The organism is Pseudomonas sp. RIT-PI-q, from assembly GCF_001297125.1.
GTDB lineage: Bacteria > Pseudomonadota > Gammaproteobacteria > Pseudomonadales > Pseudomonadaceae > Aquipseudomonas.
In genome coordinates this window covers 50,839-64,688 of the sequence record NZ_LHPC01000030.1, presented here as the reverse complement: position 1 = coordinate 64,688, position 13,850 = coordinate 50,839, and the positions used below count along the sequence as shown (strand labels likewise).

The window sequence follows — 13,850 nt, the reverse complement described above, 5'->3', positions numbered from 1 at the left end:
ACGGTGCAAATGTAGGTCATTTCCTTCAATAGGAAGGGAAAACGCTTAGGCATATCCATTACCTCTACTTGATAGCTTTCTTAGGGCTAAGGCGCCGGGAGTTAAGAAACCCCAAGTAGAAGGCCGGACATATTCCCCTTACGGGTCTTGTATTAGCCCACTCCCGACATAGCAGAGGTTTTTTCACACCCACGAGAAATCCGTAGGCACAAAAAAGCCGCATCTTTCGGGAGCGGTCAGGCCGCTACTTGAGGCGTTTCTTAGGCGCCGGAGTCGAAAGCCTAGTAGGTATGCTCCTCATGGTCAAGCTACAAATAACCCGTAGTGTGGTCGCAGTCTTACTGATCTCAATATAGCTAAACTTATTCTTGATGAAAGCGCTAATTAATCTTCAATCATCAATGCGGACCAGAATGCAGGATTTATGATAAATAATGAGGTTGCCCTCTTCTTAATCAGTCCGTTGAGGAGTTGCATGCTGTAATTTAAGTTGTATATGTATTTCGGTTCGGAATCTATCTCGATTCCGAGAAAACCGTACCAGAGCAAAAGGTCAAATACCTCTTCAAGCGACGATTTCTCCAGTCCAAAATCTGTGAGGATTGCATAAACCTCTTCTTTACTGATTTTGCTCTTGCTGCCAATAAACGCATAGAGTAAATCGTTTACGTTTCCTGCAATGTCGTTTAATTCGTACGATATATCGGTCAATAGATCAGTGGAATATGCCGCAAGACCCTTTGCAATATCCTCTTGAGAAATAATTTCATGGTTTAGGTTGATCGCAAAGCTTTTGCATTGGTTTATTAGATTTAGTAAAAAGCGTGGTCTCATTAGGCATCTGTCAATCAAAAACTGTGAGCTTTCCTCACCGTTGTAGTGACTAACGCATATGTTAGGCCATAGTAATTCGAAGGTTTGGTCGTTGATGTTGCTATTGGTTATGATTCTTAGTCTGAGAAGTTCTCGTAAGAGATCGGAGTCGGTCCAGTCGAGAAGAACTTTTGCCTCTTTACCTCTGTCAGATGTTTCTTTGACTAATAAGTCGTACACGTCATTTCGTAGGAAAACTATGCTGTGCACATTAATGCGTGCCCGGTCAAATTGCCGTTCAAGTTTTCTTGTTGCGTCAATTAATGCGCGGACGATCAATAAATCTTCATGTTTCAAACCAGACGTCGGCCAGCCTTTATCAATGTTGTCAAATAATAGCCAAAGCGTGCCCTTGTTCTTCATGTAGCTTATAACATTCTCGGATAAGGCTTTTACATCGTGGAGGTAAAGCATCTCAGTAATCTGAGGGACGGACAGTCTTACGTTTACTTTGTCACTGTACTTTGACTTGTATTCCGTAGTTATTTTGGTCATTAGGGTGCTCATTCTCTCAGAGAAATCACCCTCAGTTACATAATCCTCGGTGTTGTAGAGGTCGGCAAGCGCGCGGTAGCCATCATAAATGTTGTGGTCGTGCAGGTGGCGCTCTTTGTCCTTTTCCAGGATTTTGTAGCATATTTCCAAGAGTAATATGTACTCCCAAAAAGCCATGATCGTATGTTGGAAGGTACCTTCTTCTAGGAAGTCCAATATTAGTTCTTTGAATTTTATCAGCTTGTATCCGTCGGGTTTTAGGTCGAGGACAATGTTGTTGTTTTTGTTTCTTTCTCTGTCTCGAATTTGTAGAAAAATAGCGGATTTTCCAGATCCTTTTCGACCTACTACAATATTTGCTTCGCCGCGTATTGATTTTAAAAATTGATCAGTAGTTAAGTAGTATCTTTCTAGAGTGCGCATTTCGTTTTCTGCGGATGAAGCTCCGAGGTCAAGTGACTGAAGGTAGCTTTCAGATGCTCTAGATTTAAGCTCATTAACTTGCTGAAAAGCCTCTGCAACTTTTCCTGCAAATTCGGCTATGACGTCGTTGACATCTTCTGGGTGGTAACTAATGTTTACGAAGTCGCGATAATCTAAGGGTATTGGGTTTTCACCATTTTGTATGATGCACAGGGCAATGTTCATTCCATCCGCTAACCCAGCGAGGAATGCTCCCCTCATGTTATGCACCTCTGAGCCCTCAGCGTTGCTTGATATTAAAGGTACAACAACGCCATATGATTCTGAGATTTGCTTGATTGCATCGGTGCCAGATAATCGTGGCTGCTCTACAGGGTCAAAGTTTCGAAAAATATATCGGGCTTTTTTTATTCTAGATACTATTCTGGAAGACCAATCTGTTTTGAAACGACCTTCTAATAAAAATACAGGGGCTTGGGTGTTTTTTTTAAAGTTGGTTTCTAGTGGCGAGTCTTTGTGTGCGCAAAGTAGCAGTCTGGCAAGTTCTGCGGAGTTTTGGTATTGGCTATATCCGAGGGTGTCAAAAATCCCGACATCTTTTATTGTTGGGTATGTTTCTCTTATGCTGGAATTTCGTGTGAGTAGAATTCGTTTGTTTCTACCTATTGCATATCCGATTTCATATGTGACGTTGAAATTGAGAGTGGAGATGTCAGCGATTAAAAAGTCGGCTTCATCGATGCCAAGTAAAACCTGCTCTGAAATAAAGTGTCCCAGTATGTCTAGTGAGCGCCAGGTTTTTATTTCAGTATCGTTGGACGCTCTATTTGCACTTTGAGTTCCTCTTTCTATTGTTTCCCCAACTTCGCTTGGGGTAGAAGCGTAAGCGAAAAAGCCAACTAGTTTGCTCATTTTATTATTCCCTTGCGCTTAGTAAAAAGCCCCTTACGGGGCTTTTTCTACCCCCAACATTCTTGTTGGGTCTTTGTTTGGAGATCTTTTAGAGGGTTAGTCCCAGCTCAATGCCCCACCCGTCTGATACTCAATAACCCGAGTCTCAAAGAAATTCTTCTCTTTCTTCAAGTCCATAATCTCGCTCATCCAAGGGAACGGGTTAGTCGTCCCTGGATATTCTTCCTTCAACCCAATCTGCGACAAGCGACGGTTCGCGATGAACTTCAGGTAATCCTCCATCATCGCCGCATTCATGCCCAACACGCCGCGAGGCATGGTGTCGCGCGCGTATTCGATTTCCAGCTGAGTGCCCTGCAGAATCATCTGCGAAGCTTCTTCCTTCATTTCAGCATCCCACAAGTGCGGGTTTTCGATTTTGATCTGGTTGATCACGTCGATGCCGAAGTTCAGGTGCATGGATTCGTCGCGCAGGATGTATTGGAACTGCTCGGCGACGCCGGTCATTTTGTTGCGGCGGCCCATGGAGAGGATTTGGGTGAAGCCGCAGTAGAAGAAGATGCCTTCCAGGACGCAGTAGTAGGCGATCAGGTTGCGCAGCAGTTCTTTGTCGGTTTCGACGGTGCCGGTTTCGAACTTTGGATCGGAGATCGAACGGGTGTATTTGAGGCCCCAGGTGGCTTTTTTCGCGACCGATGGGATCTCGTGGTACATGTTGAAGATTTCGCCTTCATCCATGGCCAACGATTCGATGCAGTACTGGTAGGCGTGGGTGTGGATCGCCTCTTCGAACGCCTGGCGCAGGATGTACTGGCGGCATTCCGGGTTGGTGATCAGGCGGTACACGGCCAGCACCAGGTTGTTGGCAACCAGGGAGTCGGCGGTGGAGAAGAAGCCGAGGTTGCGCATGACGATGCGGCGCTCGTCGTCGGTCAGGCCTTCCGGGTCTTTCCAGAGGGCGATGTCGGCGGTCATGTTGACTTCTTGCGGCATCCAGTGGTTTGCGCAGCCGTCCAGGTACTTCTGCCAGGCCCAGTCGTACTTGAAGGGGACGAGTTGGTTGAGGTCGGCGCGGCAGTTGATCATGCGCTTTTCGTCGACCGCGACACGGGCCGAGGCGCCTTCGAGTTCGGCAAGGCCTTCGGCGACGTCGAGGTTGTCCAGGGCCGCTTTGGCACGGGCGATGGCGGCTGAGTCCGACGCGGTAACAGCGCGAGCTTCTTGCGCAGCGACACCACCAGCGGTGTCGAGGCGGTCCATGTTGGCTTCAGTCGCGTGGCCGGCGTTGGCGCCTTTCACCACGGTTTCGCCGCTGTCTTCTTTGTCGAATTCGTCCCAGCTCAGCATGACGTGTCGTCTCCTGCGTGAGGGCCAGATGCCCGTGTGAAAACTGATAGGTTGGTTTTTCACACGACCGTCTGGCCGCGTTGGATCTTAAGGAATCGTTTTTTGCAGCAGTACAACGCAGGCAATAAACAGAATTTTGTACGGGTGTACTGAGGCCACTGACGGGCGCAGAAAGTGTGGACAGCTTCTGCGTGGGCTTCAGACTGGCGTGTTCCCCTGTAAGGGAATATTGCAGGCCCGATTTACGGCGCATTATAGGGAAATTTTCGGCCGCGTGGTGCGACGAAATGGCACTGAGAAGGGCAGGCAGGGGACGTTTTTAGGCGGGAGTGAGGGTTTACAGGGCTTTGGCTGGTATCGCGGGTGCAGATTTTTTTTTCATAAATTTTTGAGCTCGATTATTTTTGTTCAAAAAACAATCAAAAACCGCGTTTTCCACTACATGTTGTGTTTTGAGTCGGTTTTCGGTAGCTCCAGACACAACTAAGCCCGACCAGCGTCGGGCTTTGAAGTCGTGCTCATTTATCAGCTGAGACGACCCGCGCCAACGTGGTCTGCACCATCGGCAGCTACCTTGGCAGCGCCGGTGTGATCGGAGCCGTCGGAAGCGAAGGATGCCGAACCGGTCTTGTCGTAACCGTCAGAAGCGACAGGCGCTTGGGTGGTGAAGGCAGCAGAGCCGGTGCGGTCGTAACCGTCGGCGGCGAAAGTGTTGGCCGCCAGGACGGACAGGGTCAGGGCGAGGATCAATTTGCTTTTCATCGTATTGGCTCCAGGTTCGGCGCTGCATCTGCCTCAACACGTAGTGGGCGGATGGGTCGAACCTTGGGAAAGTGGGGTGGGTGATTAACCGTTAGAACAGCCGTTACCCATGACGCTGTAACGCAGAATGTGGCGTTGGCCTTTGGAATCGTCGTATTCCATTTTCGCCGGAACAACTTCGCAAACGTTCGGGATTTCGCTCATCGAGATAACTTTGGCGATGTCCAGATGCGTGGAGTAAGTGTATTCCTCTACCGCCGGTTGTTGCTGTGCGACATCAGTCGGGGCCTCGTCTGCCATGGCGGTTGCGCACAGGCTGCTGAGGGCCAGAACTAATAAAGCTTTCATTTCAGGTTTACCTTTTAAAGGTCGAGTGGGGTCACGCAATCTTTTTGGGATTGCGTGTGGAACTTGAGTTTTCGTCTTGGATTTACACCCTTCGTGGGGGCTGCAACTTGGTGTATCGCGTTGCCTAGTTGGCGAGGCAGATTCTAGGCGTGGGGGTTGGATTCATATAGGCGTGCTTTTGATAAACACCTTTGACAGATTCCGTAACAATCCGCTGTGAGAATGAACTGACGACGCACAAATCTGTAGCAGCTGGCGAAGCCTGCGTTCGGCTGCGTAGCAGTCGTGAACCCTGCCACCGCGGCCTGCCTGACATATCGCAATCGCTGATTTTACGACTGCTGCGCAGCCGAACGCAGGCTTCGCCAGCTGCTACAGGTTGCTTGGTGGTGATCTTTACGACGTGGTTTGTCAGGTACACGGCATTCGCCGGCAAGCCGGCTCCTACAGGGGATTGCGGGGGAATTTGGGCTTATCACGATAATTTGTAGGGGCTTGTTACTACCATCGTCGAATGGTTCTATAGGCCCGGCCCGGCTACAACAGGGTCATACAAAAACAACTATTCCACCGAGGTAAGAAAGATGAGTGCGGCTTCTCTGTATCCCGTTCGTCCCGAGGTTGCGGCCAACACGTTGACTGACGAGGCGACCTACAAGGCCATGTACCAGCAGTCCGTCGTCAACCCGGACGGCTTCTGGCGCGAGCAAGCCAAGCGCCTCGACTGGATCAAGCCTTTCACCACGGTGAAGCAGACTTCCTTCGACGATCACCATGTCGACATCAAATGGTTCGCCGACGGCACCCTGAACGTTTCCTACAACTGCCTCGACCGTCATCTGGCCGAGCGCGGCGATCAAGTCGCGATTATTTGGGAAGGGGATGACCCTGCCGAAAGTCGCAACATCACCTACCGCGAGCTGCACGAACAAGTCTGCAAGTTCGCCAACGCCCTGCGCGGCCAGGATGTGCACCGCGGCGACGTGGTGACTATCTATATGCCGATGATCCCCGAAGCCGTGGTCGCCATGCTGGCCTGCACCCGGATCGGCGCGATTCACTCGGTGGTGTTCGGCGGTTTCTCGCCGGAAGCCCTGGCCGGTCGCATCATTGACTGCAAATCCAAAGTGGTGATCACGGCCGACGAAGGTATTCGTGCCGGCAAGAAGATCCCGCTCAAGACCAACGTCGACGACGCGCTGACCAACCCGGAAACCAGCAGCATTCAGAAAGTCATCGTGTGCAAGCGCACCGGTGGCAACATCAAGTGGAACCAGCATCGCGACATCTGGTACGAAGACCTGATGAAAGTGGCGGGCAGCGTTTGCGCGCCGAAAGAGATGGGCGCCGAAGAAGCGCTGTTCATCCTTTACACCTCCGGTTCGACGGGTAAGCCGAAGGGCGTGCAGCACACCACCGGCGGTTACCTGCTGTATGCGGCCATGACCCACGAGCGCGTGTTTGACTACCGCCCGGGCGAAATCTACTGGTGCACCGCCGACGTCGGCTGGATCACCGGCCACACTTACATTGTCTACGGCCCGCTGGCCAATGGCGGGACCACGCTGCTGTTCGAAGGCGTGCCGAACTACCCGGACATCACCCGGGTGGCGAAGATCGTCGACAAGCACAAGGTCAACATCCTCTACACCGCGCCAACCGCGATTCGCGCGATGATGGCGTCCGGCACCGCCGCTGTTGAAGGCGCTGACGGCAGCAGCCTGCGACTGTTGGGTTCGGTCGGTGAGCCGATTAACCCGGAAGCGTGGGACTGGTACTACAAGAACGTCGGCCAATCCCGTTGCCCGATCGTCGACACCTGGTGGCAGACCGAAACCGGCGCGACCCTGATGAGCCCATTGCCGGGCGCTCACGGCCTCAAGCCTGGTTCCGCGGCGCGTCCGTTCTTCGGCGTGGTGCCAGCGTTGGTGGACAACCTGGGCAACATCATCGAAGGCGTGGCCGAGGGCAACCTGGTAATCCTCGATTCGTGGCCAGGCCAGGCGCGCACGCTGTATGGCGACCATGACCGTTTCGTCGACACCTACTTCAAGACCTTCCGTGGCATGTACTTCACCGGTGACGGTGCGCGTCGTGACGAAGACGGTTACTTCTGGATCACCGGGCGTGTGGATGACGTGCTTAACGTCTCCGGTCACCGCATGGGCACCGCCGAGATCGAAAGTGCGATGGTCGCTCACCCGAAAGTCGCCGAAGCGGCGGTGGTCGGTGTGCCGCACGACATCAAGGGGCAGGGCATTTATGTCTACGTCACCTTGATTGGTGGCGAAGAGCCGACCGAGCAATTGCGCCTGGAACTGAAAAACTGGGTGCGCAAAGAGATTGGCCCGATTGCCTCGCCGGATGTCATCCAGTGGGCGCCGGGCCTGCCGAAGACGCGCTCGGGCAAAATCATGCGCCGGATTCTGCGCAAGATTGCGACCGCCGAATACGATGCGTTGGGGGATATCTCCACCCTGGCGGATCCGGGTGTGGTGCAGCATTTGATTGATGAGCACAAGATCATGAACGTTGCGTAAGTAGCGGTTCTTGAGTCATCGAAGCCCCATCAGGTGTTGAGCCTGGTGGGGTTTTTTATTGTCTGAGGTTTTTGTGTCGGCAGCTCCGACCCCTTCGCGGGCAAGCCCGCTCCCACAGTGGTTTTCGTTGTGCACAAATTCAGCATTCACTGAAGACCCCTGTGGGAGCGGGCTTGCCCGCGATGGCGTCCGGTCAGACGCCACATAAACAACAGCCAATAATTATCGGCTTCAGATGTAGGCCAATTCCCACTGTTACCCGCCACCCTTCAAGTAACTGAATGTGTAACCGCTCGCTCCAATCCGGGGCATTGGGAAACGTAAAACCCCGTTCCCCGGTCTCTCCAGCACCCATAAAAAATAAGAAGCAACGCTACGCTTGCCGGATTAGAAGGGTTTGCCAATAATAGGCCCGCAATTTGCAGCATAGATCGGTTTACTGTCTTTTGCTCTTGCATGAATTTGCAAGGCTGTCAACGTGCCAAAACCGCTTTCTCAGTGCATCTGTAATTTGTTGTCGCATTGAAGAAATATCGGCTTCGGGCCTGTCGTTAGAATGCCGATCACTCGCTCGTCGTTGCTCGCGTTGAAAATAACGTGGGTTCCCTAAGACGCAGCACCGCTTTTCCGGTTTAACCCATTCGCATATTGGGCTGTCGCTCACTCTGCCGTTTTAGCCCTTTACCGATGGAGTCCCAAGATGAAGAAACTCGTGCTGCTTGGCGCCCTGGCACTGTCCGTGCTGTCCCTGCCGACCTTCGCCGATGAAAAACCTCTGAAAATTGGTATCGAAGCGGCTTACCCTCCATTCGCTTCCAAGGCACCGGACGGCAGCATCGTTGGTTTCGACTACGACATCGGCAACGCGCTGTGCGAGCAGATGCAGGTCAAGTGCGTGTGGGTCGAGCAAGAGTTCGACGGTCTGATTCCGGCACTCAAAGTGCGCAAGATCGACGCGATCCTGTCGTCCATGTCGATCACTGAAGATCGCAAGAAGTCCGTGGACTTCACCAACAAGTATTACAACACCCCGGCTCGCCTGGTCATGAAGGCAGGCACTCCGGTCAGCGACAGCCTGGCTGAACTCAAGGGCAAGAACATCGGCGTGCAACGTGGTTCGATCCACGAGCGTTTCGCCCGCGAAGTCCTGGCCCCGCTGGGTGCCGAGATCAAGCCTTACGGTTCGCAGAACGAAATTTACCTCGACGTGGCAGCCGGTCGCCTCGACGGCACCGTGGCAGACGCTACGCTGCTGGATGACGGCTTCCTGAAAACCGACGCCGGCAAAGGTTTCGCCTTCGTTGGCCCGGCCTTCACCGACGTCAAATACTTCGGCGACGGCGTGGGTATCGCGGTTCGCAAGGGTGACGCGCTGAAAGACAAGATCAACACCGCGATCACTGCCATTCGCGAGAACGGCAAGTACAAGCAAATCCAGGACAAATACTTCGCCTTCGATATCTACGGCAAGTAACACGTCCCGGCGACAAGTCCGAAATGGCGCAAGCAACAGGATCACTGAGGTTTGCGCCATTTTTTCATCCCAACTTTCGAGGACCTGAATCATGTTGAAAGGCTACGGGGCTGTCATCCTCGATGGCGCATGGCTGACGCTTCAGCTCGCCTTGTCGTCCATGGTCCTGGCCATTGTTCTGGGTCTGATCGGCGTTGCGCTGCGTCTGTCCCCGATCCGCTGGCTGGCCTGGCTGGGCGACCTGTATTCCACGGTGATCCGCGGGATTCCCGATCTGGTGCTGATCCTGCTGATTTTCTACGGTGGTCAGGACCTGCTCAACCGCGTTGCGCCGATGCTCGGTTTTGACGACTACATCGACCTCAACCCGTTGGCCGCCGGTATTGGCACCCTGGGTTTCATCTTCGGTGCGTACCTGTCGGAAACCTTCCGTGGCGCCTTTATGGCGATCCCCAAGGGTCAGGCCGAAGCAGGCATGGCGTACGGCATGAGCAGTTTCCAGGTGTTCTTCCGGGTGTTGGTGCCGCAGATGATTCGTCTGGCGATTCCGGGTTTTACCAACAACTGGCTGGTACTGACCAAGGCCACCGCGCTGATTTCGGTGGTGGGGCTGCAAGACATGATGTTCAAGGCCAAGCAGGCGGCAGATGCCACCCGCGAGCCTTTCACCTTCTTCCTCGCAGTGGCGGCGATGTACCTGGTGATCACCAGCGTCTCGTTGCTGGCATTGCGTCACCTTGAGAAGCGCTACTCGGTAGGCGTAAGGGCGGCTGATCTATGATCTTCGACTACAACGTCATTTGGGAGGCCTTGCCGCTGTACTTCGGCGGCCTGGTGACCACCCTCAAATTGCTCGCGCTGTCGCTGTTTTTCGGCCTGCTGTGCGCCTTGCCGCTGGGCTTGATGCGCGTCTCGAAGAATGCGGCCGTCAACATGAGCGCCTGGCTCTACACCTACGTGATCCGCGGCACGCCGATGCTGGTGCAGCTGTTTTTGATCTACTACGGCCTGGCGCAATTCGAAGCGGTGCGTGAAAGTTTCTTGTGGCCGTGGCTGTCGAGTGCGACGTTCTGTGCGTGCCTCGCTTTTGCGATCAACACCAGCGCCTACACCGCCGAAATCATCGCCGGCAGCCTGCGAGCCACGCCGAACGGTGAGATCGAAGCCGCCAAGGCCATGGGCATGTCGCGCTACAAAATGTACAAGCGCATCCTGTTGCCATCGGCCCTGCGTCGAGCGCTGCCGCAGTACAGCAACGAAGTGATCATGATGCTGCAGACCACCAGTCTGGCGTCCATCGTGACCCTGATCGACATCACCGGTGCCGCGCGCACGGTCAACGCTCAGTTCTACTTGCCGTTCGAGGCCTACATCACCGCCGGCGTGTTCTACCTGTGCCTGACCTTCATTCTGGTGAAGCTGTTCAAACTGGCCGAGCGCCGCTGGCTGGGCTATCTGGCCCCGCGGAAGCACTGATATGGAACGCATCGATCATGCATTGCCGTGGAGCCACCTGGGCAGCGAGCGCCAGATTTCGGTGTTCCGCTTCGGAGCTGGCGAGCGCAAGGCCTACATTCAGGCCAGCCTGCACGCCGATGAACTGCCGGGGATGCGCACGGCCTGGGAGCTGAAAAAGCGCCTGGCCGAACTCGAATCCCAAGGCTTGCTCAATGGTGTGATCGAGCTGGTGCCAGTGGCCAACCCACTGGGCCTCGGTCAACTGCTGCAAGGCAATCATCAAGGGCGTTTCGAAGCGGGCAGCGGCAAGAACTTCAACCGGGATTTCGTCGAGCTCAGTGCGCCAGTGGCCGCCGAGCTGGACGGGCACCTGGGCGATGATCCGCACGCCAATATCCGTTTGATCCGCCAAGCCATGAGCGATGTGCTCGCCGCATTGCCACCGGCCGCCAGTCAGTTGCAAGGCATGCAGCGCATCTTGCTCAGCCATGCCTGCACCGCCGACGTGGTGCTGGACTTGCATTGCGATGCCGAAGCGGCGCTGCACATGTACGCGTTGCCGCAACACTGGCCGCAATGGCGTTCGCTCGCCGCGCACCTCGACGTCAAGGTTGGGCTGCTGGCGGAAGATTCCGGCGGCAGTTCCTTTGATGAAGCCTGTTCACTGCCGTGGTTGCGTTTGTCGCGCCTGTTCCCGGACGCGCAAATTCCACTGGCCTGCCTGGCGACGACCATTGAGCTGGGCGGGCAGGCCGACACCGGTCGTACCCAGGCTGAGTTCCACGCCGAAGGCATTCTGGCGTTCCTCGCCGAGCAAGGGTTGATCAGCGGCGAATGGCCCAAACCTGCGCAAGACGCGTGCGAAGGCATGCCGTTCGAAGGCACCGAATTGCTGTTCGCGCCGCACCCTGGCGTGATCAGCTTTTTGCGTAAACCCGGTGAGTGGATCGAGGCCGGCGACGAGATTTTCGAAGTGATCGATCCGTTATCGGATCGGGTCAGCACGGTGTGTGCTGGTACGTCCGGGGTGCTGTTTGCCATTGAACGGCTGCGTTATGCCCAACCCGGTTTCTGGCTGGCCAAGGTGGCGGGGCGCGAAGCGCTGCGTCACGGGCGCTTGCTCAACGACTGACTGACTGTTTTTGTGAGAACCGACCGCATGTACAAACTTGAAGTCCAAGACCTGCATAAACGCTATGGCAGTCACGAAGTGCTCAAGGGCGTGTCCCTGAAAGCGGCGGCTGGCGATGTGATCAGCATCATCGGCTCCAGTGGCTCCGGCAAAAGTACCTTCCTGCGCTGCATCAACCTGCTGGAGCAGCCGCACGCGGGCAAGATTCTGCTCAATAACGAAGAGCTGAAACTGGTCGCCAACAAGGACGGCGCGCTGAAAGCCGCCGACCCGAAACAGCTGCAGCGCATGCGTTCGCGCCTGTCGATGGTGTTCCAGCATTTCAACTTGTGGTCGCACATGACCGCGCTGGAAAACATCATGGAAGCGCCGGTCCACGTCCTCGGCATGTCCAAGGCCGAAGCCCGCGAGAAGGCCGAGCACTACCTGAACAAGGTCGGCGTGGCTCATCGCAAAGACGCTTACCCGGGCCACATGTCTGGCGGCGAACAACAGCGTGTGGCGATTGCCCGTGCGCTGGCGATGGAACCCGAGGTGATGCTGTTCGACGAACCGACCTCGGCCCTCGACCCGGAACTGGTTGGCGACGTGCTGAAGGTGATGCAAGCCCTGGCGCTGGAAGGCCGGACCATGGTCGTGGTCACGCACGAAATGGGCTTCGCCCGCGAAGTGTCGAACCAGTTGGTGTTCCTGCACAAAGGCGTGGTCGAAGAAAGCGGCAACCCGCGCGAGGTACTGGTCAATCCACAGTCCGAGCGTTTGCAGCAATTCCTCTCGGGCAGTCTCAAGTGAAACCGAACTCCCGTTGCGCACCGGGATAGTGCATGCTTCGCAATCCAGAAGCCGGCCCCAATCCCGGAGCGGACTTGTCGGATCCCCTGTAGGAGCTGTCGAGTGAAACGAGGCTGCGATCTTTTGATCTTTTAAAAAGCCAGGATCAAAAGATCGCAGCCTCGTTTCACTCGACAGCTCCTACAGGGGGGAGGCAAGTCAGTTCCCACAGTTGGTCGGGGCCGGTTTCGGGATTTGCGTTCATTTACGGGCTAGCATTGGCCCATGCCTTCATCACTGTTCTTCGTTTCGGATTGCCCGCCATGACTGCCCATCGAATTGGTTTCCTGATTTGGCCCAGCACTAAAGCACTGACGCTTGCGCTGGCTGAGGAGGCCTTGCGTGTTGCCCAGCGTGTGCATCCGGACGTGGTCTACGAACTGTCGTTCTTGCAGGCCGAACCGCCAGCCGAAGGCGCCTGGCAATTGCCGGGTGAACCGTGGGCCGGCAAACTCGAAAACTTCCAGAAACTGTTCCTGCTCGCCGATGAGCCGCCGACCTCGCTTGCGCCGGCGCTCAGCAGTTCGCTCAAGCAATTGGTGCGTGCCGGTTGCGTGATCGGCGGTTTGTCGGCCGGTGTTTACCCGTTGGCGCAACTCGGTTTGCTCGACGGTTACCGCGCTGCTGTGCACTGGCGCTGGCAGGACGATTTCGCCGAACGCTTTCCGAAAGTCATCGCCACCAGTCATCTGTTCGACTGGGATCGTGATCGCCTGACGGCCTGCGGTGGCTTGTCGGTACTCGACTTGCTGTTGGCGGTGCTGGCCCGTGATCACGGCGCCGAACTGGCGGGCGCGGTCTCCGAAGAACTGGTGGTCGAGCGCATCCGCGAAGGCGGCGAACGCCAACGCATTCCGCTGCAAAACCGCCTCGGTTCCAGCCATCCGAAGCTCACCCAAGCGGTGTTGCTGATGGAAGCCAACATCGAAGAACCGCTGACCACCGACGAAATCGCCCAGCACGTGTGCGTGTCCCGTCGGCAGTTGGAACGCATCTTCAAGCAATACCTCAACCGCGTGCCGAGCCAGTATTACCTGGAACTGCGCCTGAACAAGGCCCGGCAGATGTTGATGCAAACCAGCAAGTCGATCATCCAGATCGGCCTGTCGTGTGGCTTCTCCTCGGGGCCGCACTTCTCCAGCGCCTACCGCAACTTCTTCGGCGCCACGCCGCGCGAAGATCGCAACCAGCGGCGCAGCAGCAGTCCGTTCGAATTGTCGTCGGTGCCGTCGGAGCGCGGTTAAGGCTGGCGCCG

11 protein-coding genes are annotated in these 13,850 nt (G+C 55.2%); 7 read left to right on the top strand and 4 right to left on the bottom strand.

Annotated elements, in window-relative coordinates; genetic code table 11:
- Window positions 1-384 precede the first annotated feature (384 nt).
- From AEQ67_RS16545 to AEQ67_RS16530, 4 genes are all read right to left on the bottom strand, one after another.
- Window positions 385-2,703, bottom strand: coding sequence for a P-loop ATPase, Sll1717 family (locus AEQ67_RS16545; protein WP_059404907.1), 2,319 nt, complete (start codon window positions 2,701-2,703; stop codon window positions 385-387).
- Between the two features lie 96 nt (window positions 2,704-2,799).
- Window positions 2,800-4,050: a ribonucleotide-diphosphate reductase subunit beta gene (locus AEQ67_RS16540; protein ID WP_045057829.1), complete on the bottom strand. Its 1,251-nt coding sequence runs from the start codon at window positions 4,048-4,050 to the stop codon at window positions 2,800-2,802.
- A gap of 525 nt (window positions 4,051-4,575) precedes the next feature.
- Window positions 4,576-4,812 carry a hypothetical protein gene (locus tag AEQ67_RS16535; RefSeq protein WP_059404906.1) on the bottom strand — a complete coding sequence of 79 codons (237 nt, stop codon included), beginning with the start codon at window positions 4,810-4,812 and terminating at the stop codon, window positions 4,576-4,578.
- A gap of 84 nt (window positions 4,813-4,896) precedes the next feature.
- Window positions 4,897-5,160, bottom strand: a complete 264-nt coding sequence (locus tag AEQ67_RS16530) for a DUF2790 domain-containing protein (RefSeq protein WP_059404905.1) — start codon at window positions 5,158-5,160, stop codon at window positions 4,897-4,899.
- Window positions 5,161-5,744: 584 nt separating this feature from the next.
- Here AEQ67_RS16530 and acs point away from each other — a divergent pair.
- From acs to argR, 7 genes are all read left to right on the top strand, one after another.
- Window positions 5,745-7,700 carry an acetate--CoA ligase gene (gene acs / locus AEQ67_RS16525; protein WP_059404904.1) on the top strand — a complete coding sequence of 652 codons (1,956 nt, stop codon included), beginning with the start codon at window positions 5,745-5,747 and terminating at the stop codon, window positions 7,698-7,700.
- A 700-nt stretch (window positions 7,701-8,400) separates the two neighbouring features.
- A complete protein-coding gene (locus tag AEQ67_RS16520; RefSeq protein ID WP_059404903.1) occupies window positions 8,401-9,174 on the top strand; it encodes an ABC transporter substrate-binding protein in 774 nt (257 codons plus the stop codon).
- 91 nt (window positions 9,175-9,265) lie between these two features.
- Entirely contained in the window at window positions 9,266-9,955 is a 690-nt protein-coding gene (locus tag AEQ67_RS16515) for an ABC transporter permease (RefSeq protein WP_008154330.1), read from the top strand.
- Entirely contained in the window at window positions 9,952-10,650 is a 699-nt protein-coding gene (locus AEQ67_RS16510; protein ID WP_059404902.1) for an ABC transporter permease, read from the top strand. Before AEQ67_RS16515 ends, AEQ67_RS16510 begins: the two co-directional genes overlap by 4 nt.
- Before the next feature lies 1 nt (window position 10,651).
- Window positions 10,652-11,764 (top strand): M14 family metallopeptidase, encoded by a 1,113-nt coding sequence (locus AEQ67_RS16505; RefSeq protein ID WP_059404901.1) that lies wholly within the window; start codon window positions 10,652-10,654, stop codon window positions 11,762-11,764.
- 27 nt (window positions 11,765-11,791) lie between these two features.
- Window positions 11,792-12,556 (top strand): ABC transporter ATP-binding protein, encoded by a 765-nt coding sequence (locus tag AEQ67_RS16500; protein ID WP_008154324.1) that lies wholly within the window; start codon window positions 11,792-11,794, stop codon window positions 12,554-12,556.
- 302 nt (window positions 12,557-12,858) lie between these two features.
- Window positions 12,859-13,839, top strand: a complete 981-nt coding sequence (argR, locus tag AEQ67_RS16495) for a transcriptional regulator ArgR (protein ID WP_059404900.1) — start codon at window positions 12,859-12,861, stop codon at window positions 13,837-13,839.
- Window positions 13,840-13,850 lie beyond the last annotated feature (11 nt).

What these genes read in the sequence shown, in the direction of transcription:
- AEQ67_RS16515 (WP_008154330.1), top strand. Translation starts at nt 9,266, where the DNA reads ATGTTGAAAGGCTACGGGGCTGTCATCCTCGATGGCGCATGGCTGACG.
- AEQ67_RS16510 (WP_059404902.1), top strand. Translation starts at nt 9,952, where the DNA reads ATGATCTTCGACTACAACGTCATTTGGGAGGCCTTGCCGCTGTACTTC.
- AEQ67_RS16505 (WP_059404901.1), top strand. Translation starts at nt 10,652, where the DNA reads ATGGAACGCATCGATCATGCATTGCCGTGGAGCCACCTGGGCAGCGAG.
- AEQ67_RS16535 (WP_059404906.1), bottom strand. Translation starts at nt 4,812, where the DNA reads ATGAAAAGCAAATTGATCCTCGCCCTGACCCTGTCCGTCCTGGCGGCC.
- AEQ67_RS16520 (WP_059404903.1), top strand. Translation starts at nt 8,401, where the DNA reads ATGAAGAAACTCGTGCTGCTTGGCGCCCTGGCACTGTCCGTGCTGTCC.
- AEQ67_RS16530 (WP_059404905.1), bottom strand. Translation starts at nt 5,160, where the DNA reads ATGAAAGCTTTATTAGTTCTGGCCCTCAGCAGCCTGTGCGCAACCGCC.
- AEQ67_RS16540 (WP_045057829.1), bottom strand. Translation starts at nt 4,050, where the DNA reads ATGCTGAGCTGGGACGAATTCGACAAAGAAGACAGCGGCGAAACCGTG.
- AEQ67_RS16545 (WP_059404907.1), bottom strand. Translation starts at nt 2,703, where the DNA reads ATGAGCAAACTAGTTGGCTTTTTCGCTTACGCTTCTACCCCAAGCGAA.
- acs (WP_059404904.1), top strand. Translation starts at nt 5,745, where the DNA reads ATGAGTGCGGCTTCTCTGTATCCCGTTCGTCCCGAGGTTGCGGCCAAC.
- argR (WP_059404900.1), top strand. Translation starts at nt 12,859, where the DNA reads ATGACTGCCCATCGAATTGGTTTCCTGATTTGGCCCAGCACTAAAGCA.
- AEQ67_RS16500 (WP_008154324.1), top strand. Translation starts at nt 11,792, where the DNA reads ATGTACAAACTTGAAGTCCAAGACCTGCATAAACGCTATGGCAGTCAC.